Source organism: Natronincola ferrireducens (assembly GCF_900100845.1).
Classification (GTDB): Bacteria; Bacillota; Clostridia; order Peptostreptococcales; family Natronincolaceae; genus Natronincola_B; species Natronincola_B ferrireducens.
This window is the reverse complement of the sequence record NZ_FNFP01000004.1, coordinates 69,649-90,527: the sequence shown is the minus strand read 5'-3', so window position 1 is coordinate 90,527 and position 20,879 is coordinate 69,649. Positions and strand designations below refer to the sequence as shown.

19 protein-coding genes are annotated in these 20,879 nt (G+C 37.0%); 9 read left to right on the top strand and 10 right to left on the bottom strand.

Going from position 1 to position 20,879, the window contains the following annotated elements:
• Positions 1 to 13: 13 nt before the first annotated feature.
• The 5 genes from BLS22_RS10235 to BLS22_RS10215 all read right to left on the bottom strand — a co-directional run bounded on the left by BLS22_RS10235 (position 14) and on the right by BLS22_RS10215 (position 5,471).
• Positions 14 to 460: an ACT domain-containing protein gene (locus BLS22_RS10235; RefSeq protein WP_090553659.1), complete on the bottom strand. Its 447-nt coding sequence runs from the start codon at positions 458 to 460 to the stop codon at positions 14 to 16.
• A gap of 292 nt (positions 461 to 752) precedes the next feature.
• Positions 753 to 977, bottom strand: coding sequence for a MoaD/ThiS family protein (locus tag BLS22_RS10230; protein WP_090553658.1), 225 nt, complete (start codon positions 975 to 977; stop codon positions 753 to 755).
• A gap of 154 nt (positions 978 to 1,131) precedes the next feature.
• The gene (locus BLS22_RS10225; protein WP_090553657.1) at positions 1,132 to 1,461 is read right to left on the bottom strand and encodes a MoaD/ThiS family protein; all 330 of its coding nucleotides are present in this window, start codon (positions 1,459 to 1,461) and stop codon (positions 1,132 to 1,134) included.
• A gap of 133 nt (positions 1,462 to 1,594) precedes the next feature.
• Positions 1,595 to 3,358, bottom strand: coding sequence for an aldehyde ferredoxin oxidoreductase C-terminal domain-containing protein (locus tag BLS22_RS10220; protein WP_090553656.1), 1,764 nt, complete (start codon positions 3,356 to 3,358; stop codon positions 1,595 to 1,597).
• A gap of 184 nt (positions 3,359 to 3,542) precedes the next feature.
• The gene (locus BLS22_RS10215) at positions 3,543 to 5,471 is read right to left on the bottom strand and encodes a sigma-54-dependent Fis family transcriptional regulator (protein ID WP_090553655.1); all 1,929 of its coding nucleotides are present in this window, start codon (positions 5,469 to 5,471) and stop codon (positions 3,543 to 3,545) included.
• 198 nt (positions 5,472 to 5,669) lie between these two features.
• Here BLS22_RS10215 and BLS22_RS10210 point away from each other — a divergent pair, with 198 nt between their 5' ends.
• Complete coding sequence (locus tag BLS22_RS10210; RefSeq protein ID WP_090553654.1) at positions 5,670 to 7,631, top strand: molybdopterin-dependent oxidoreductase; 1,962 nt, start codon at positions 5,670 to 5,672, stop codon at positions 7,629 to 7,631.
• A 25-nt stretch (positions 7,632 to 7,656) separates the two neighbouring features.
• On the opposite strand, the gene BLS22_RS10205 is transcribed toward BLS22_RS10210, so the two are convergent.
• Both BLS22_RS10205 and BLS22_RS10200 read right to left on the bottom strand, forming a co-directional pair.
• Positions 7,657 to 8,343, bottom strand: a complete 687-nt coding sequence (locus BLS22_RS10205; RefSeq protein ID WP_244269524.1) for an LrgB family protein — start codon at positions 8,341 to 8,343, stop codon at positions 7,657 to 7,659.
• Positions 8,343 to 8,693 carry a CidA/LrgA family protein gene (locus BLS22_RS10200; RefSeq protein ID WP_090553652.1) on the bottom strand — a complete coding sequence of 117 codons (351 nt, stop codon included), beginning with the start codon at positions 8,691 to 8,693 and terminating at the stop codon, positions 8,343 to 8,345. Before BLS22_RS10200 ends, BLS22_RS10205 begins: the two co-directional genes overlap by 1 nt.
• 174 nt (positions 8,694 to 8,867) lie before the next feature.
• Here BLS22_RS10200 and BLS22_RS10195 point away from each other — a divergent pair, with 174 nt between their 5' ends.
• Positions 8,868 to 9,074, top strand: coding sequence for a hypothetical protein (locus BLS22_RS10195; protein ID WP_090553651.1), 207 nt, complete (start codon positions 8,868 to 8,870; stop codon positions 9,072 to 9,074).
• Positions 9,075 to 9,263: 189 nt separating this feature from the next.
• On the opposite strand, the gene BLS22_RS10190 is transcribed toward BLS22_RS10195, so the two are convergent.
• On the bottom strand, positions 9,264 to 9,749 hold the full coding sequence (locus BLS22_RS10190) for a dUTP diphosphatase (RefSeq protein WP_090553650.1): 486 nt from the start codon (positions 9,747 to 9,749) through the stop codon (positions 9,264 to 9,266).
• Between the two features lie 154 nt (positions 9,750 to 9,903).
• On the opposite strand from BLS22_RS10190, the gene argH reads away from it, so the two are divergent.
• Together argH and BLS22_RS10180 are read left to right on the top strand one after the other, a co-directional pair.
• Complete coding sequence (gene argH / locus BLS22_RS10185) at positions 9,904 to 11,289, top strand: argininosuccinate lyase (RefSeq protein WP_090553649.1); 1,386 nt, start codon at positions 9,904 to 9,906, stop codon at positions 11,287 to 11,289.
• A 227-nt stretch (positions 11,290 to 11,516) separates the two neighbouring features.
• The gene (locus BLS22_RS10180) at positions 11,517 to 11,891 is read left to right on the top strand and encodes a class II SORL domain-containing protein (protein ID WP_090553648.1); all 375 of its coding nucleotides are present in this window, start codon (positions 11,517 to 11,519) and stop codon (positions 11,889 to 11,891) included.
• Between the two features lie 62 nt (positions 11,892 to 11,953).
• On the opposite strand, the gene cls is transcribed toward BLS22_RS10180, so the two are convergent.
• The gene (cls, locus tag BLS22_RS10175; RefSeq protein WP_090553647.1) at positions 11,954 to 13,393 is read right to left on the bottom strand and encodes a cardiolipin synthase; all 1,440 of its coding nucleotides are present in this window, start codon (positions 13,391 to 13,393) and stop codon (positions 11,954 to 11,956) included.
• 99 nt (positions 13,394 to 13,492) lie between these two features.
• Positions 13,493 to 14,713 (bottom strand): patatin-like phospholipase family protein, encoded by a 1,221-nt coding sequence (locus tag BLS22_RS10170; protein WP_090553646.1) that lies wholly within the window; start codon positions 14,711 to 14,713, stop codon positions 13,493 to 13,495.
• Positions 14,714 to 15,219: 506 nt separating this feature from the next.
• Between BLS22_RS10170 and BLS22_RS10165 the strand changes: the two genes are divergently transcribed.
• The 5 genes from BLS22_RS10165 (at position 15,220) to BLS22_RS10145 (ending at position 20,730) form a co-directional block, all read left to right on the top strand.
• A complete protein-coding gene (locus BLS22_RS10165) occupies positions 15,220 to 16,761 on the top strand; it encodes a glutathione ABC transporter substrate-binding protein (RefSeq protein ID WP_090553645.1) in 1,542 nt (513 codons plus the stop codon).
• Positions 16,762 to 16,886: 125 nt separating this feature from the next.
• Positions 16,887 to 17,816: a nickel ABC transporter permease gene (gene nikB, locus BLS22_RS10160; protein ID WP_090553644.1), complete on the top strand. Its 930-nt coding sequence runs from the start codon at positions 16,887 to 16,889 to the stop codon at positions 17,814 to 17,816.
• A gap of 36 nt (positions 17,817 to 17,852) precedes the next feature.
• The gene (locus tag BLS22_RS10155; protein ID WP_090553643.1) at positions 17,853 to 18,761 is read left to right on the top strand and encodes an ABC transporter permease; all 909 of its coding nucleotides are present in this window, start codon (positions 17,853 to 17,855) and stop codon (positions 18,759 to 18,761) included.
• Positions 18,762 to 18,780: 19 nt separating this feature from the next.
• A complete protein-coding gene (locus BLS22_RS10150; RefSeq protein ID WP_090553642.1) occupies positions 18,781 to 19,749 on the top strand; it encodes an ABC transporter ATP-binding protein in 969 nt (322 codons plus the stop codon).
• A gap of 21 nt (positions 19,750 to 19,770) precedes the next feature.
• Positions 19,771 to 20,730, top strand: a complete 960-nt coding sequence (locus tag BLS22_RS10145; protein WP_090553641.1) for an ABC transporter ATP-binding protein — start codon at positions 19,771 to 19,773, stop codon at positions 20,728 to 20,730.
• The last annotated feature ends 149 nt before the right edge of the window (positions 20,731 to 20,879 follow it).

The following is a 20,879-nucleotide window of genomic DNA, read 5'->3' as shown; positions in this document are numbered from 1 at the left end:
CTTTAATGACTTTTTATTCTTTTGCAATAATATTGACCTTTTTTACACCTTTTATTTTTTCAATTGTTTGTATGAGCCTATCTATTGGCATCATTATATTTTTTAACTCCAATGAGACCGTTACATTGGCAACACCATGGAGAGGAATGTTTTGATTAATAGTTAATACACTTGCCTTGGATTGAGCAATTTGATTTAGCACCTCTGATAACACCCCCGGTAGATGGTCTAGAATAAGGGCTAGGGTAATCATTCTTCCCGTATTCATTTCATATAGAGGAAAAATATCATCCTTATATTTATAGTAGGCACTCCTACTCATCCCCACCTTTTCTACAGCTTCAAAAATTGTAGAAGCTTCCCCTCTTTTTAACAATTCCTTCACCTCTATGGTTTTTAAAAACACCTCCGGCAAGGCTTCTGCCTTCACAATATAATAGGTAGTTTCATTGGTTTCCACTTTTCATCACTTCCTTATTTTTTGTATGATGTATACAATTTTGTGCTTCAATCAAATACAAATGTTTTTATATAATGAGCATAATACCATAAACTTCAATATCTTGCAACCTCTTTCTACAAAATAATTTCTAATCCATAGGGAGTTTTTTATGTTATCCTTCATCTTCCTTTACCATAAAGTAATATCAAGGAGACAATTGTTGAATCATCCCCTTGATATTACTTTATCCACATTCTATTTCTCTATATTGTATTTCTATCCCCATCATCCACAATATATTGTGCATATCTTAGCCCCCTCCTACTGGCGGAAAAATAGATACTGTATCATTTTCCTCTAAGGCCTTATCCACCTTCACACTTCTTCCGTTAAGAAATATGATAGCTACTTCCTCCTGAGAAATATTTAACCGCTTAATAATATCTTTAGGTGTAGCACCCTGTTGTAAATCCATCATCATTTCTTTTTCACGGTTTTCTCTTAAAGTGGCAAACAGCTTCACTTTTACCTTCATCATCTTCACCTCCATTGTCACTATTCTATCCTGCTGTTTTCTCAATAAAATTATGCTCCAAATAGAGAAGTTTCATTTTATCAGTGAGGGATAATTTCTCGCGTCAGAGACACTGGCGGCATAAAAATTTCCTCTATAGTGGAAAAATAATCTTTTATTTTTTTGTCAATTTAAAATTGGCCTCATTATTTTTGTTTTTTCCATAGAAACCTAGTGCTATCCTATAGGGACCTGGACATCCCGGTGGTAAAAAAGCCACCCGATCCCCTGGATAAATGATATGGTCTAAATCCTGGACGAAGCCATTTACAAAAATTACTTCAATCTCCTCCCAAGAGACCTCTAATTTTTTAGCTAACTCAGCACCTGTAATTGGTTTCTCAAGTTCCATAATGATAGGGATTGAACCATTTTTTTTTCGAAACCTCCCATATAAATCAAGAAATCCTCTAACTTCAATGGTTTTTTTATTTTCTACTGACATTAAAATTTATCCCTCCTCCAAATACTTTCCCTCAATGAAAAAGTTTTAAGCCGGACCTAGGTCCGGCTTTTTATTTAAAACAAAAGATTACAGTTCCATATAGCCACGGGGCTAGATATAGAGGATTTCATTGTTAGCTATTTAGAGCTTCTTCCTTTTCAAAAGCATAGACTTCATCAATTTCTTCAGGAGTAAAGTCCCAAACAACATTATGGGGAGGACATGGCTCATACTCGAAGAATTCAGGCAGACGATCATGGGCATTGGTAAACCCAGCTGCTTTATTAAAGGCACGTTCAACCTTTAGAACAGACTCCCCAAGTTTATCTACATCTTCAGCTGTTAAGGATATACCATATTGAGCATTGATCATATCAATTAGAGCTTGATATCCACCAGGGTTATCAGCGATACCAAAGTATACAAACAGACACATACCTGTACTGTCAACAGCAGCGGTTCCAATTTGCATAGCACGGGAATATTCAATTTGACCATCCTTCTTAAGTGGATCTATGTCAGCACCTACCTTTAAGATATTACCAGAGATACAGTAACCTGCAGTGTGATCGGCACCCATTGTACTTGTAGCATAGGTTAAACCAATACCCTTAACTGGACGGGGATCATAAGCAGGGATACCTTGATCTTTCACTACAGGAGTTCTATATAATCCACAAACCTTACCTACAACAGAGGTGCCACTACCTAGAATTCTTCCTAGGGGGGTAGCTGTCCGGATTTCTTTAACCGCTTCTAATACGGCTTTACCGTCACCCCAAGGCAATAATCCACCCTCCATAGCAGTAGCTACAGCAACGGCAGTCTCTATACTATCGACACCTATGTCGTCCATTTCACGGTCTATATAGGCAATTTCATCTAAATCCTTAATGCCAGCATCGGCACCAAGACCCCAAATCGTTTCATATTCAAAACCACTGGTAATATATTTACCCTGCTTATCTGGATACCATTGAGAACATCTCATGATACATCCAGCATGACAACCATGGGAAACCTTACCCTCTCCACCACGCTCTGTAATGACGGCGTTTAATGTTTCACCACAGATATTATCGTTATGATCAATCCGGCCAGCTGTAAAGTTATAGGCTGGTAAACCACCGGCCTCGTTCAAGATATTGATCAATACGTCAGTACCATAGGCAGCTAAACCTTGACCAGAAACTGGATGATCTAAGATGGCTTTAGCAAATACCTTTGCCGCTGCTCTAAATTTCTCTGGATCTGCCACAGCCACTGCTCCAGCACCGGTATCGTCAATAACAATAGCCTTTACCCTTTTAGAACCCATAACTGCACCTAACCCACCACGACCAGCACTACGAATGTTGCCTTCAGGGTCTTTAAAGGAAATATTAGCAGAAGGTAAACGATGCTCTCCTGCAGGACCCGCTAAACCAATACCAACTTTTTCTCCATATTTTTCACTTAATACTTCAATGGCCCTATAGTTACCACATCCCCCAAGGATTTCAGCTGGAGCTTCATCGATTGTAACACCCTTTATGTCAATTTTAATAACGTAGTATTTGTCATCAGAAGGCATCCCTTCAACAACTAAGGCTTTGATGCCCATTTTAGCCATCTTTTGTGAGAAGGAACCGCCAGTATTACTTTCTTTGATGGTACCTGTAAGCGGGCTTTTCCCACCAACAGAAAGACGTCCAGAGTTAGGAGCAGTAGTACCACTAAGTAAACCCGGAGCAAAAATAAGTTTATTGTTTTTCCCTAGAGCATGGCAAGTAGGCTTCACTTCATCGTTAATAAAGTTGGAAGTCAGTGCTCGGCCTCCTAATCCTGCATATTTTGCCGGAACTTCTTCAGTAGTAACCTTCATTGTTGTCATATCTACTCTAATAAATTTGTTCATAGAATTACCTCCCCTTAATAATTGGCAGTTTTTAAATTCTTCTTAATTTCCCTTAATTCTATATATAATGCAATTATTGTACCAATTATTATTGGAAATTTTTATTAATAGCTATATTGAAAAATAAAGCTTTCTTTCTTTATTGTAGAAAAACAATTTCCACTTCTTTATTAAGTGTTCTTTTTTAGAACATTTTCCCCTTTGTTTGCTGTTCTTTTTTAGAACAATGTTCCAATTTAATACACTCTGTGTTGTATTTTTTCATTTTTCTGTACAATGTATTTCTGCCTATTCCTAAAATTTCCGCCGCTAGACTTATATTTCCCTCCGTCTTCTTAACAATTTTTTCTATATGTTTTTTTTCCACTTCTTCTAAACTATCTTCCTCCATATCAAAACCTACTCTTTCTATACCCTTTCCAGCATCCCCCGATTGCCATAGATGATTACCTTCAGCATTGATAATTTGTTCTATCATATTTTCTAGCTCTCGAATGTTACCATGCCAAGGAAGATTAATCATGTTTTGGATCATTTCTTTAGATAAATTTACAGGATTTTTTCCCAGCTTTAAAGACTTGGTTGTGAGAAAAAAGTCTATTAGCAAAGGAATATCTTCCTTTCTCTCCCTCAAAGCCAATAATTTTAAAGGTAATACATTTAATCTATAATATAAATCTCTTCTAAAATTCCCCTTTTCAACCTCCTGTCTCAAATCCTTGTTGGTGGCGGCTATGATTCTAACGTCTACTTCTATTTCCTTGTTTCCTCCTACGCGAAAAATTTTACCTTCCTCTAATACCCTTAACAAATTGGTTTGCATATCTAAAGGCATTTCTCCAATTTCATCTAAAAATAAGGTTCCCCCATCTGCCAACTCAAATTTTCCTGGATGCCCACCCTGTTTAGCTCCAGTGAAGGCTCCTCCCTCATAGCCAAAAAGCTCGGATTCTATAAGGTTTCTTGGGAGAGCACCACAATTGATGGCAACAAAGGCCTCTTCCCTGCGACCACTGGCATTATGGATAGACTGGGCAAAAACCTCCTTACCCGTACCGCTTTCCCCTGTAATCAGTACAGTTGATGGGCTATCAGCTATCTTTTTTCCATACTCTACTATCTGTAAAAATCTTTCACTCCTGCCAATAATTCTATCAAAGGTATAGAAGGCCTGTTTCCCCATCATTTTATTAGCCAGTTTTCTAGCTTTTTTTATCTCTTTTATTGCACAGACGATTCCTTGTGTAGTATCAGTATTATCCAGTATAGGATAGGCACTCAAAGTGCAATGAAATTTCCCCTTCTTTCCCTTAATAAAGGCTTCCTCCTCAAGGTAGGTAATATGCCTTGCAACGCTATCCTCTATACCCTTCCAACCCTCTATCAAATCTTCTACCCTTAACCCTACAATCTCCTGTGGAGTATACCCCAGCATTTCCCTTGCTGTTCTATTAATGGTTTTCATATAACCCCTAGGGCCTATAGTAAATATTCCTATAGTAATGGAATCAATGATGGTTTCAATGTATTGCTTTGCTATGGCCAGCTTGTTATTGGTTCTGTGAATTCTTAGCATATGCTCTATGGCATGAACAGCAGCCACCACCATACCTAAGGTGTGGGAATGAACAAGATGGCTGTAGCCTGTGAGGTTTAAAGTTCCTATAATTTTACCCTGGGGACTTCTAATGGGGGCAGCAGAGCAGGTCCATCGATGATAGGCTTTGATAAAATGCTCTTCCCCAGAAACCTGCACAGGTATCCCTTCTGCTAAGGCAGTTCCCATAGCATTGGTACCAATATGTTCTTCGTTCATATAGGCTCCAGGCACCATCTCTAGATTAAAAGCTACCTCCAGTACATCCTCATCTCCAATAACATTTAAAATACAGCCTTCTTCATCTGTCAAAATAGCAAAAAAACAGGAGCCTTTTACAAAATTGTATAATTGATTCATAAAGGGTTCTGTTGTTACGATAAGATCACTATTGGTTTCTAATCTCTTTTGCAGATTATCCCCCTGCAAAATCTTAGTGCTATAAATACGGTTATGATCTACCCCAAAGCCAATAGACCTTTGATGGGAGCGTTCTATATAATCCTTTGTCTTCATTGCTTTCCCTCCCGTTTTAGAATCATGTAGTTAATAATTCAATTTTCTTACTATAATTCCTGCTGGATTTGTGTAACATTTTCTATACTATTTTTTGATGTTTGTCGTTATTTTCTTATCATGGTATTTCTCTTTTAATCTTCTGGTTGAAACTATATAATAGTTTTATATAGTTTTTGTAGAGAGGATTGAGATACTATGAAAGTCATAAAAACTGCATGTCCATTGGATTGCTTTGATGTCTGTTCCATTGCTGTAGAAATAGATGAAAACAAGATTGTGGCTGTTAAGGGCGATGTAGATGATCCTATAACGCAGGGGTTTCTTTGTAAAAAGGGTCACAGTCTCATGGAAAGAATCCAGCATCCTAAAAGACTGACTTCTCCTATGAAAAAGGTTAAGGGTGAATGGGTAAAAATTAGTTGGGAGAAGGCCCTAGAGGAGATTGGCCATAAACTTCTAGAAATTAGAGAAAAGCAGGGTTCTGATGCTGTTATCCACTACACCGAGTCTGGTCATGGGGGTCTTCTCAAGAATATTGACACTGCCTTTTTCAATGCCTATGGCGGTGCCACCACCCCAGAGGGAAGTCTATGCTGGGGAGCTGGTATTGAAGCTCAAAAATTAGACTTTGGAGAGGTTTTAGGCCATAATCCCCTAGACCATCTCCATGCTAAAACCATTGTTATATGGGGGAGAAATCCTGCCTTCACCAATGCTCATCTTATCCCTATTTTAAAGAAGGCTCAAAAAAGAGGTAGTAGGATAGTCGTCATTGATCCAGTAAGAACAGCTACTGCTGCCTTTGCTGATTATTATTACCAGGTTAAACCTGAGCATGATGGTTACTTAGCTATGGCTATGGCCAAAATGATTTTAGATAAAAAGAAATATGATGTAAACTTTGTTGAACAACATTGTAAGGGATTTAAGGAGTTTAAGGAGTTTTTAGATAGACAACAATTGAAGGAGCTTATTAAAGCCACAGGGCTTACAGAAGAGTTGATCTGTGAATTGACAAATCTTTATGCTGATAATAAGCCCTCCACGATTATCCTAGGCTATGGGTTACAGCGTTATAGAAATGGTGGAAAAAACATTCGTTTTATTGATGCCTTAGGGGCCCTCACAGGGAACATTGGTGTTGCTGGAGGTGGAGTAAACTATGCTAATCAATATATTACGAAGTTTTTAGATTGGAGTTATCTAGCCAATACTGACAGCAAAAAAGTTTCTACTACCTTTAAACGCCCCTTGTTCTCTCAATATGTCCTAGAGGATAAAAAGGACAAAATTAAAGGAATTTTTGTTACCAAAAGTAATGCTGTCCTTCAGCTCCCCGATACACAAAAAGCTATAAGGGCCTTTTCTTCTATACCCTTCAAGGTGGTCATTGACCATTTTATGACGGATACAGCAGCTTTAGCCGACTATGTATTGCCCTGCACCGGCATTTATGAGGAGGAGGACTTTATGTTTTCCTCCATGTGGCATAGCTACTTCACCTTTACAGAAAAAGCTCTAGAGGCTCCTGAAGGAATAATCCATGAGTTTGAAATCTTTCATCAATTAGCAAAAATTATGGATATGAGGGATTTTATTAGTGAATATAACAGTCCAAAGACATATTTAGCAAGAGGTTTAAGACCTTTACTAGAAAAACTGGACTGCAGTATTGATGAAACTAAGGGTAGAAGGATAAAACTTGAGGACAGCGATATTCCTTGGAGCAACAAAAAATTTACTACAAATTCTGGAAAGTTTGAGTTTATTAGAGGGGAAGATATGTTAATAGATCTCTCCTTCAAGGAAGCAGATGAATATCCTCTGCAGTTCTTAACCCTCCATCCTAAGACTTCCCTCCATTCCCAGCATTTTATCGATGTGGAAGAAGGAAGATTGCCGGAGATCTTTTGCAATGCTAAAACATTAAAAACCTATGAATTACAGGAGGACCAGCCAGTTATGCTGGTATCTGCCAATGGCATGTTAAAATCAAAGGTAAAAATAGATGAAGGTGTAGGAGATGCTATCCTTGTTTCCTATGAGGGTTGGTGGTTAAAGAATCAAGGGGTCAATAACCTCACCCCCCAAGGTATATCTGATATAGGTGTTCAAGCGATTTATAACAACTGCAGGTGTAGAATAGAAACCCTATAGAAAAGCCTCCTAAAGGGGGGCTTTTCTATAGCATCATCATAATAACTGGTACCATTAATACAGTGATCAATCCAGCTATCCCTATGGCCAAGCCACTCATGGCTCCCTCTGTTTCTCCCATTTCAATAGCTCTAGTGGTTCCAGCTGCATGAGAAGCTGTACCAATAGCTATTCCCACAGCGACAGGGTTTTTGATTCTAAAAATTCGACATAGGATGGGAGCTATAACAGCACCAAAGATTCCTGCTACTACAATGGAGCCCACTGTAATGCCAGGAATCCCTCCTAATGCTGTGGACACCTCAATCCCTATAGGTGTTGTAACAGATTTAGGCACTAAGGAGACAGCTATAGCCCTATTAATATCAAAAACCCTTGTCAAGACAATAACACTGGTAATAGCTGTAATACAGCCTACTGTAACCCCCACTAAAATAGGCAATAAATAGGCCTTTAAAAGAGTTAAGTTTTTATATAGGGGAACAGCTAAAATAACCGTTGCTGGTCCCAAGAAAAATAAAATTAGACTGCCACCTTTATTGTAATATTCCACATCAATATTAAAAACCACCAAAAATGTAATACCCCCCAGTATCGCAATTAAGAGGGGATTTAAAAAGGAAATCTTGGTTTTTTTATAAATAATCAATCCTAATTCAAAAAGGATAATGGATAAAACAATGCCAAAGTAGGGTGTGTTCAAATATTCCATTACGCTGACCATCTCCTCATTAAAAATTGCACCGTTAAGCCGGTTACCACCATAACAAGAACGGTGGAAATAGTAATGGTTACAATGATAGCAAACCACTGATCTTTTATAAGTTCTAAATTGCTAAGCAAGCCTATACCAGCTGGTACAAAAAAGAAAGCTAAGTGCTCTAATAAAAATTTTGTTATTTTATCAATCATCTCCAGCTTAATAACCCCTGTTACAAGCAATAGTAAAAGTAAAATCATCCCCAATACGTTTCCAGGTATAGGTATATTCAGTAAATTATTTAATAATTCACCTGCTAAACAAATTCCTAAAATAATAGCTACCTGCCTTAATAAAGTCAAAAAAATTCCTCCATTTCTATTTATAGAGCCTTCCATAAAATCTCTATTGTTTATACTATTTTAGCAGTGTCCAAGAAAAGAATCAATCTTTTATCCGTCAAAATCTTTCCTATAAATAGAAGGCATATTGATTAGATCTGTAGTAAAGAATAATCTAGAAAGGAGTTGATGTACATGCCTTGGAAACATGGTAAAATAACATTAGCTGATGGTAGTCAATATCCTGCTGAGTTCTTAGTGGAAAATGGTAAGGATATATGGAATGTCAAAATTCATAAGGGTAATAATGTAATAGAAGAAATTGATGTTCAGGGCTTTGCAAACAAGTTAAACAAAAACCCTGAAGAGGTTTATCCCTTCGAGTATAAAATAGAAGATTAATCTAAAAAGGGATGGAGATTAAATTTTACTTAACTCTATCCCTTTTTATCTAAAAAACTGATGGACTTTATTATAATTGTTTGCTTTTATATAAAGCTACTATCTTAAATAACCCTTGAAGATTCCTAGAAGCTTTTTTATATCTTGGCTAGTGGCTACACAAAGTGTTTTATGGAGAGTGTAAATAGTTTAATACCCTTCTGCCTGTCTTTGATGATTAATTTCATTTTTCATGAAATAAGCTTTTTCTACCTCTTCCCAAGTGAAATTTAATTTTTCTCCTAAAGTTAAAAATTCTTCGAATAATTTTACGTATTTTTCTTGATTTAAACATCCAAGAAAGTCACAGCTTTTTTTGTATACCTCTTGAAATTCCTGAATTAAATCTAAATTGTTAGGATTTGTTTCAAACCTTTTCACATGAAATCCGCAGTCCAAACCAATGCTTAACAGGAAATGTAAACAATCTACATATTCTTCTAGGATTACTGACTTTAGAGAAGCTGACTTCTTACTCCAAAATTTAAAGCATCGGGTTTCATTGGCTAATTCTCCTAACTCTACTTGTAATGCTAGGACTTTAGCTGGCACTAAATCTTTGTCATATAGGCCGTGGTTCTCCATGATTGTTCTATCCAGCTGTGTTTGTATATCAAATAACTGACTTAAATCCATCTTAAATCTCTCCCCAATATAAGTTTTCTTTAACTTACTTTTTAATATTGTAGCATAACCCCTTTAAAAAAACTATGGCTAAATCCTACTATCTTGACTTTTATATTTATGTAATATATAGTATAAATATACTATATATTAGGAGGTCAATTTTATGAAGGATAAAGCTCTATGGAGCGGTCGATTTGCTGGATCACCAGCAGAAATTATGCAAAACTATAGCCAGTCTCTAGATGTTGATTGGAATTTATATAAAGAAGATTTACAGGGCAGCAGGGCCCACGGAAAAATGCTGCATCATATCGGTATTCTGTCTAATATAGAGTTAGATAATATTTTAAATGCCTTGGAGGAAATAGAGATAGAGATAGAAAAGGGTATCTTTCACCCTAAGATTGCTCTAGAAGATGTTCACATGAATTTAGAAGCAAGATTAATTGAGAAGCTGGGACCTTTGGGGGCAAAAATCCATACTGGTCGGTCTAGAAATGATCAGGTGGCTACAGATTATCGATTGCATATGAAAAAAGCTCTAAAGGATTTAGAGGATAAAGTTCTATCTCTTTTAAAAATCTTACTACATAGAGCTGAAAAGGATATAGATATTGTTGTTCCTGGGTTTACCCATCTACAGCACGCCCAGCCTATTTCCTTAGGTCATTATTGGATGGCTTATTTCTGGAAATTTGCCAGAGACTTAAAACGGTTTAACAATGCTTATGAAACTACAGATGTAAATCCTTTAGGTGCTGGCGCCTTAGCAGGTTCCACCCTGCCTTTGGATAGGGAGTTCACTAGGAAGGAGTTGGAGTTTGCTGTTACTAGTGAAAACAGCTTAGATACTGTGTCAGACAGGGATTATTTGCTGGAATTTTTATTTGCTGCCTCTACCTTTGCTCTGCATACAAGTGGATTGAGTGAGGACTTAATTTTATGGAGCACCTCTGAGTTTGATTTTATTGAGCTTCCTGATGATTTTTGTACTGGTTCAAGTATGATGCCTAACAAGAAAAACCCTGATGCCTTAGAGTTAACAAGGGGTAAAACCAGTGGTGTTTTAAGTAGTCTTTATGATTTAATGATAAATATAAAAGGTCTTCCTCTCACCTATAATAGAGATCTACAGGAGGACAAACGCCCCGTTTTTCATTCTCTTTACACCGTCAACATGATATTGGACATTCTTACACCTCTTATTGAAGGCATCGTAGTAAAGGAAGAAAGCATCCGTCAACATTTAAACAAAGGATTTTTATTAGCTACAGATATAGCAGAATATCTAGTCTTAAAGGGTATTCCCTTTAGGGATACCCACGGAATTGTAGGAAATATCGTTCAATATTGTATCAAAAACAATAAGATCTTTGAGGATTTATCTTTGGAAGAATGGAAAATCTACTGTTCTGCCTTTGAAAATGATGTTTATGATATACTATGTCCTCAGCTGGCGGTAGATCGCAGAAAAACCTTTGGTGGCACTGCCAGAAGTGAAGTAAAGCGCCAAATTGTAGTAGGCAAAAGCTTTATTCAATCTGTTTAAATATTAAATCTTCCTTGAAAAAATTTATAGATTATAGGTTGGGGCTGCTTATTTAACATAAGCAGCCTCTTTTCTATAGATATATGCCCCTAAAAATCAACAGTGCTATTTAACAGAGGCCTTGGCAAAATATTTACAGTGTATTTATAAATTTTTTGTTACATTGTTAGAAATTTGGTTATAAATAGTGTAGGAAAGAGTTTATTTAAAAAAGGAGGAATCATTTTATGAAAAGCTTTGGTGAATTTTTACAATCAGGAGATTGGAAGGGTGAAAAACACGTTCCTGTTATCCATGCCCCAGAAAAAGTAAAAGCCGGGGAAACCTTTGATTTAAGAGTGTCTATTGGCGATGAAATCCCTCATCCTAATACTTTAGAGCATTATATTTCTTGGGTGAAAGTCTTCTTTTTCCAAGATGGGGGTAAATTCCCAGTTGAATTAGCTGAGTTTAAATTTACTGCCCATGGTGAAGGTGGCAATTTCTCTGAGCCTGCCGGCGCAACAAAGGTTAAATTAAATAAATCTGGTACCATCTATGCTGTTAGTTACTGTAACATCCATGGTGTATGGGAAAACAATAAAGAAATTACTGTAGAGTAACAGAAAAACCGCCTTTGGCGGTTTTTTAGGTTGATCTAAGGCAGTTGACCTAGTCAACTGTCCTACAGTATTGGGGAAAATAATCTAGCAATTGATTCCTTGGCCCGATGACTAAAGGGCCTTTTATTGTACTCCTCTAGTATAATTTCCTTGCTGTGGTTAATATCTTGATAAAAGCAGGTTTTTAGTGTTTTAACAATAGCTTCGTCATATAAAAAAGCATTAACTTCAAAGTTTAATTGAAGACTACGAATGTCTAAGTTGGCAGTACCAATGGATGCAAAGTTATCATCAACAATAAATATCTTGCTGTGGACAAAGCCTTTTTGATATTGATAAATTTTAACACCTGCCTCCAATAATTCCTCAAAATGGGATTTTGATGCCCAAAAAACTGTTCGATGATCAGGCCTTCCTGGTAACAAAATCCTTACATCAATTCCTCGAATAGCAGCGGTCTTTAGTGCCATTAATATACTTTCATCAGGAACTAAGTAAGGGGTAGTGATGTAGACTTTTTTATTAGCTGAGGCGATAGCTGCAAAATAGGCTTGATGGATAGAATTCCAATAGGAATCAGGTCCACTGGAGGTAATTTGTATCATCTGCTGACCGCAAATCCCCTGCTTAGGAAAGTAAATAGGACTTTCCAATTCTTCTCCCTCCACAAAAAACCAGTCCCTTAAAAAAATTACCTGAAGTAGATATACCCCTTCCCCTCGGATCTTTAGATGAGTATCCCTCCAAAACCCCATTTTTTTCTTTTTTCCAAGATATTCATCCCCTATATTTAGTCCTCCAACAAAGCCAACCCTTCCATCGACCACAAGGATTTTTCTATGATTCCTATAGTTTAATCTACTTCCAAAAAAAGGCAACGTAACCGGTAGAAAAATTTTTAATTTTACCCCAGCCTCCCTAAGAGGCTTTAAAAATTCCTCCTTTAGCTTCCAGCAACCGACGGCATCATAAATCACCCGTACCTCTATCCCCTCCTTAGCCTTTCTGATTAAAGCCCGCTGGAACCTTCTTCCTATATCACTGTCCTTTATAATAAAATATTCCATGTGAATGTGATGTTCTGCTTTGTTAATTGCCTTTAGCATTTCTCTAAAGGTTTCATAGCCATTAATTAGTACAGTGGCTTCATTGTTTATTGTCATAGGTGCCTCGGAGTTGTTTATTAAAAGGGGTGCTACCTTACCACGGGTGTCTAAAAAATTTTTTTTCAGAAATTCTCCATATCCTGTGAAAATAAGCTGATGCTGTAGCAAGCTATGAACCACCTTGTAATCCTGCTTTCGTTTTTTAATAAATGTTTTCTTTTTCCTATGGTTTTGTCCTATATATAAATATAAAAACATACCCACAACTGGAAGGAAAATCAAAGCCAAAAGCCATGCCACCGTTCTAGAGGGATTACGATTGTCCAGTATGATTAATATGCTAACTAATATCGTTGTAATGGTAAAAAGTGTAGTAAATATACTTAAAATATCCATCCTCCATCCCTCCTTTTGTTATAATGGAACTTAATTAAAACTTGAAATGCCCAGAAGATAAAATATGGGTTTGAACTTGCTTTGTTTAATTTTTCTTGCCTATAATTTAAGATTGTGATGATATTTCAAAACAACTTTTATTGTCTCCTCTAATAATTTGTCTTTATTGAGTTTTAATAAAAGTTCTTTTTTAAAAAGCACACTTCTACCTCTATCCTCCTCTATTTCATCCCTATGTCCATAAGCATTAAAGCCCTTTCCTAATAGCTCAGGCAGAGTATAAATATGAAAAGGATCTACTTTGTTATAATCTCCTATAGCCTCCACTAGACCCACAATAACATCCTTATATTTACAATCCTCTTCTAATCCCATTAATCCTATCCATTTAGGCACAATGTCTTCAAGAAGCAACCTATTAGTACCTTTATGGGGAGATAGACCATATAGCTTCCCCAACGATTTAATAGCTTCCTCCTCCAAGTTCATTAATAGCTTTAGTGCCTCTTCTTCTTTAATCCCTTCCTTGATATAATACCTTTTACCCATTAATTGTTTAAACACCCTCAGGGTATCGAAATACCCCAACTTCATATTATAATGGGATCGATTTTGGGTAAAATCTAAAATATTACCTAAATCCTGAGTAGGTTGTATATAGATAACCTCTAAGTCTTCCTTCTCTATTTTTTTAATTCTACCTCTGCTTAACAGACGGACAGCAATAATTTTTTTGTAGCCTCTATTATATAACATATCTATTGGTAGGTTGTTGTAAAAGCTTCCATCTAAAAACTTCTTCCCATCTAATTTTTTTGATTTGAAAATGGGAAGATAAGAGGATGCTATGAGATAATCTGCCATTTTACCTAGTGGAACTTCTTCTTTGAAAATTTCTAAAGGCTTAAACTCCGTTAAGGAGACGGTTACGAATCCAAAGTCCTTCCTGCATCGCCTAATTCTTTCTTCATCCATTGTTTGGTGCACTAATTTTTCTAAAGGTTTTGTATCAAAACCAAAGCCCTTAATAAATCTCCCTATTTCTTCTAGGATAATATGTATATTGGCGGCATTCAACTGATGTCCTGAAAGCATTTCATAAATTCTATCATCTATATCCATTACCATGTGGGGGGTGATGTTGCTCCATAGGTCATAGGCGTTTTCAAAGTCCTCCTGAATCATTAGGGCTCCATTTAAAGCTCCTACCGATGTTCCGGTAATTCCTTGGAATTCTATGCCTAACTCCCTAAAAGCCTGCCACGCCCCTATCTGATAAGCTCCCTTTGATCCACCACCCTCCAAAGTCAAACCTAGCATATATCCCTTCCCTCCTTTATTGACCTATTACTTTAATTACTGTGTTATTTTTATTATACGTTAAATTCAATAATTTTGTGTGTAAATGGAAATTTTTATAGCCATTTTCCATGGCTTTTTCTACTTGTTTCGATAAACACCTTGGACAATAGCCCTTAATAACTAATCCCCTATTTAATAATGTTTTTATTTATTATTTAAGGATATAGAGCTTTGTTGGATGAGGTTTTTGAAGGCTTTTTCAAAAAATATTTAAGGAAAGAATTTATAAGCATCTATAAAATCTGTTTTTAATTTTTATTCTATAATCTCCCCTTTGGACATAAAAATATTACAAGCTTTACTTTATTTATCTTTACAAGTAAGGGGCTGACTCCAACTTGAAAATTTGGGTCATCTGCTTATTTAAAACCAATTACGGAAATTATCAGTTCTCTACAATTGTACAAAACTTATAATTTCCTATTGGCCTAAAAAATATATTAATGTTTAAAGGGGGAATTTTTATGATGAAGAAAAAAAACTTGATTATTTTTACAGCCTTGCTAATGGTTATTACATTAATAGTTACTGGGTGTGGTGGTAAATCTGAGGATGCACCTGTAGAAACAAAGCCTCTGATTATTGCCCAACGATCTGATGCAGTAGTATTAGATCCTCATGCAAACAATGATCAAGCATCATCTAGAGTTATGAGACAAATTTATAGTACATTAGTCAATCAAAATGAAGATATGGAATTACAACCTGGCTTGGCTGAAAGCTGGGAGGCAATTGACGAACTAACCTTTGAATTTAAGCTAAGGCAAGGAGTTAAGTTTCATAATGGTGAAGAGCTAACTGCCGATGATGTTGCCTTTACATTAAAAAGAGCCCTGGGCTCCTCCCATGTATCCCATATTGTGGGGGCCATTAACCCAGATGGTATTGTGGTAATTGATCCCTATACCATTAGAATAGCAACTAATGAGCCCTTTGCACCATTACTAGCTCATTTGGCTCATACAGCTACTGGTATCTTAAATGAAAAGGCTGTTACCGAAGCTGGCGAGGATTACAGCCAGTATCCAGTAGGTACTGGTCCCTACAAATTAGAAAATTGGGTTGTTGGAGAAACCATTGAACTCGTTAGATTTGAGGATTACTATGACGAATCCAACAAAGCTAAAATTGAAAAGGTAATCTTTAAAGCTATTGCTGAAGATGGAAATAGAACCATCGAGCTGGAAACTGAAGGTATAGATATCGCTTATGATATCATTGCCACTGATGTAGATAGAGTTGCAAATCATTCTGACTTAGAAATGGTTAGGGATATGAACCTAGCTACTACTTATGTTGGTTTCAACGCTGGAAAAGAACCATTTAATGATGTTAGAGTCCGTCAGGCTATTAATTATGCTGTAGATATGGACCTTATTGTAGAGGTGGTATATCTAGGTACTGGTGAACCATCAAGGGGTCCTCTAGGAGGAAACGTTTGGGCTTCTAATCAAAACCTAAAGTCCTATGGTTATGATGTTGAAAAAGCTAAAGAATTAATGAAGGAAGCGGGATTGGAAGACGGCTTTAAAACAACAATCTGGACCAATCAAAATCAACAGCGGATAGATATCGCTGAAATTTTACAGAATCAATTAAAGGATATCAATATAGAGGCTGAGGTAAGCATTATGGATTGGGGTGCTTATCTAGAGGCTACTGCTGCTGGAGAGCATGATATGTTTATTCTTGGCTGGGTAACAGTTACAGGCGATCCAGATTATGGTCTATATCCTTTGTTCCATTCAAAAACCCATGGGGACGCTGGTAATAGAACCTTCTATACCAACGAACGGGTTGATGAATTGCTGGATTTAGCAAGAGTAAATGTTGACCCTGCTACTAGAGAGGCTGCTTACATGGAGGTACAAGAAATTGTTCGTAATGAAGCTCCTTGGATTTTCACATGGACTGGAGAAGAGCTTACAGGTATTCGAAATAATGTCAAGGGCTTCAAAAACCATCCCGCAGGACATCATGAGCTATGGACTGTATACTTTGAATAAAATCTACTAATATCCTTATTTAATAGTTAGTGCTTATTTGTCAAATATAGTGTCATATAAAATATGACACTATATTTCATAATGCAGTATCCTCTATTATTTTATCATAGAAAAGGAGGTTTATCATGCATAGATATGTACTTCGGCGTTTGCTTATGCTGCTCCCTGTCATGCTTGGAGTATCCTTTATTGTCTTTACTATGATGTACATTACCCCCGGAGATCCTGCAAGAATTATGCTGGGAGAATCTGTTGCACCAGAGGATGTAGAAAGGTTTAGAGAGGAATTGGGATTAAATGACCCTTTTTTTATTCAGTATGGTAGATTTGTAAAAAATTTAGTGGTTCATCAGGATATAGGCCGCTCTTATACTTCTAAACGTCCAGTTATGGATGAAATTTTAAGTCGTTTTCCTAATACATTAAAATTAGCTACATTAGGTATTATTGTTGCAGTTGTACTAGGTATTCCAACTGGAATTATTTCTGCTACAAGACAGTACTCAGTCTTTGATAATGTTTCGATGGTGGCTGCTTTGTTGGGGGTGTCTATGCCAAATTTCTGGCAAGGTATGATGTTGATTTTGTTGTTTTCTGTTCATTTAGGGTGGCTGCCTCCCTCTGGTTTTTCATCCTATAGAGAAATGATTTTGCCAGCTTTGACCCTAGGAACCAGTTCTGCAGCTATTATTACTCGGATGACCCGTTCCAGTATGCTGGAGGTTATCCGTCAGGATTATATTAGAACTGCTAGAGCAAAGGGACAGGTAGAGTCTGTTGTTATCAATAGACATGCCCTTAAAAACGCACTTATTCCAATAGTAACTGTTATTGGTCTTCAATTTGGATATTTATTAGGAGGCGCAGTGCTCACAGAATCTATTTTTGGCATTTCTGGCGTTGGAAGATTGATGGTTGATTCCATTAATGCAAGAAACTTTCCTGTAGTACAGGGAGGGGTTTTATTTATAGCTTTAACCTTTAGTATTGTCAATCTTATAGTTGATATATTGTATGGATTCCTAGACCCAAGAATAAAGTCCCAATACAAGTAAGATGTCGATATTTAAAGGATAAAAGGAGGTAGTTTTATGACCAATATAAAGTCAACCATAAATTCAAAGGTACCACAGAATGACATGAAAGTAGTTAAAAAGAAACGAAGCCAATGGACAGAGGTATGGCGAAGATTAAAGCAAAATAAAGCTGCAATGGTTGGTTTATTCATTATTGGTGTCTTAATATTTTCTGCTGTTTTTGCAGACCTTATTGCCCCTGAGGGCTATGATGATCAAGATTTACATAGAAGATTTATTCCTCCTGGCAAAGACCATATTTTAGGTACAGACCACTTAGGGAGAGATATTCTCAGTAGAATTATTTATGGATCAAGAATTTCCCTTCAGGTAGGCTTCATTGCCGTAGGTATTGCTGCTATCACAGGTGGATCTTTAGGAGCTATTGCAGGCTATTATGGTAGAAGATTAGATAATATTATCATGCGAATTATGGATGTTCTACTGGCAATCCCCAGTATCCTATTGGCTATTTCTATCGTAGCTGCCTTAGGAGCAAATTTAGTAAATGTTATGATAGCCGTTGGTATCGCTTCCATCCCCTCCTATGCCCGTATCGTTAGAGCCTCTGTACTAACCATTAAGGATGAGGAATTTATTGAGGCTGCCCAAGCCATTGGTGCTAATGACTTTAGAATTATCATAAAACATATTCTTCCCAATGCTATGGCCCCAATTATTGTACAGGCAACCCTTGGGGTGGCTGGAGCCATACTATCAGCAGCGGGGTTAAGCTTTATTGGTTTGGGTATTCAACCTCCCAAGCCTGAATGGGGAGCTATGTTATCAGCAGGAAGACATTATATTCGTGATCATTGGCACATCGCCACCTTCCCTGGCTTGGCCATCATGATAACTATATTTGGTCTCAACCTTTTTGGAGACGGCTTAAGGGATGCTTTAGACCCTAGATTGAAAAACTAATTAGGAGGGTAACAAAGTGATGAAAAATCAAAAACTACTAGAAATAAAGGATTTAAGTATCCAATATATTACTGATGAAGGTATAGTTCGTGCCGTTGAAAATATGAATTTAGAAATCAGTAGAGGGGAAACTTTAGGCCTTGTGGGTGAAACTGGTGCTGGCAAAACCACCACAGCTTTAGGTATTATGGGGTTAATACCAAATCCACCGGGTAAAATCATCAAGGGATCTATCATTTTTGAAGGTGAAAATCTTGTAGGGAAGTCTCCCCAAGAGCTTAGAAAGATTCGTGGAAATAAAATATCTATGATTTTCCAAGATCCTATGACCTCCCTCAACCCTGTTATGCCAATCGGGGAGCAAATTGCTGAGGTAATTAAGCTTCATCAAAGGGTTAGTGCAGCAGAGGCTATCATTAAGGCACAGGAAATGCTAAAAACTGTTGGCATTCCTAATGAAAGACATAAGGAATATCCCCATCAATTCAGTGGTGGTATGCGCCAAAGGGTGGTTATTGCTATAGCCCTTGCTTGTAATCCAGGACTTTTGATAGCAGATGAACCTACAACTGCTCTGGATGTAACAATACAGGCACAGGTACTGAACTTAATGAAAAAGCTTAAAGAAGAGTTTCAAACCTCCATGATTATGATTACCCATGATTTAGGGATTGTCGCAGAAATATGTGATAAAGTTGCTATTATGTATGCAGGCAATGTGGTGGAATATGGGGAAAAAATCTCTTTATTCACCAATCGAAAGCACCCCTATACTATTGGCTTATTTAATTCTATACCAAATATTGAAGAGGATATGGTGTCCCTTCGGCCTATCAAGGGTCTAATGCCTGATCCTACAGATCTTCCTAGTGGTTGTCCTTTCCATCCTAGATGCCCAAATGTAACAAAGGTCTGTTCTCAAAGAGTACCTAAATCCATTGAAGTGGCCAAAGATCACTTTGTTTCTTGCCTTTTATTCGAAAAGTAATTGAGAGTAGGTGGTGGAAAAATGTCAAAAAAACTGCTTGAAGTAAAAAGATTAAAGAAATACTTTCAAACAAAAAAAGGGTTATTACATGCTGTAGATGATATTAACTTCCATATAAATGAAGGTGAAACCTTGGGGTTGGTTGGAGAATCTGGATGCGGAAAGTCTACAACCGGTAGGGTGATCTTAAGACTTTTAGAGGCTACCGATGGTGAAATTCTCTTCGAAGGGAAAAACATCTTAGGTTATGACAAACAACAAATGCGGGAAATGCGGAAACAAATGCAAATCGTCTTTCAGGACCCCTTTGCATCCTTGAACCCTAGGATGAGTATTTCTCAAATCATTGCCGAGCCTTTGGAAATCAATAGGGTTTATAAAACAAAACCTGAAATAAATAGAAGGGTTAAAGAATTGATGGATATCGTTGGTTTGGCTGAGAGATTGGTAAATACCTATCCCCATGAGCTAGATGGTGGAAGGCGTCAAAGAATTGGCATCGCTAGAGCTTTGGCACTAAATCCTAAGTTTATCGTTCAAGATGAACCAGTATCTGCTTTAGATGTCTCTATACAAGCACAAATATTGAATTTAATGGGCCAATTACAAAAGGAATTTCATTTAACTTATTTATTTATTTCTCACGATTTAAGTGTTATAAAACACGTTAGTGATAGAATTGCTGTTATGTACCTAGGAAAAATTGTAGAGTTATCCAACTATAATTCTATTTTTAAGAACCCTCTTCATCCCTATACCCAGGCTTTATTATCTGCTATTCCAGCACCTCAGATAGATATAAAGAGAGACAGAATTATATTAGAGGGGGATGTGCCAAGCCCAATTAATCCTCCTAAAGGCTGTAGATTCTATGGTAGATGTAGACATCGTCAGAACATCTGTAACGAACAGACTCCTGAGCTCAGGGATATGGGCAACGAAAAATATGTGGCCTGTCACTTTGCAGGAAACTTGAATTAAGGCAAAGGTTGAGGTTAAGGTCTAGTTTTTCTAAGCTTTATTCTATACTGAAAGAACAACTTCATTGTCACTATTAATGTTCAAAAGTTATAAGCTTTTAAAAACCCCAAAACTTAATCCTAATTCTCAGCCTCAACCTAAGCCTCCAC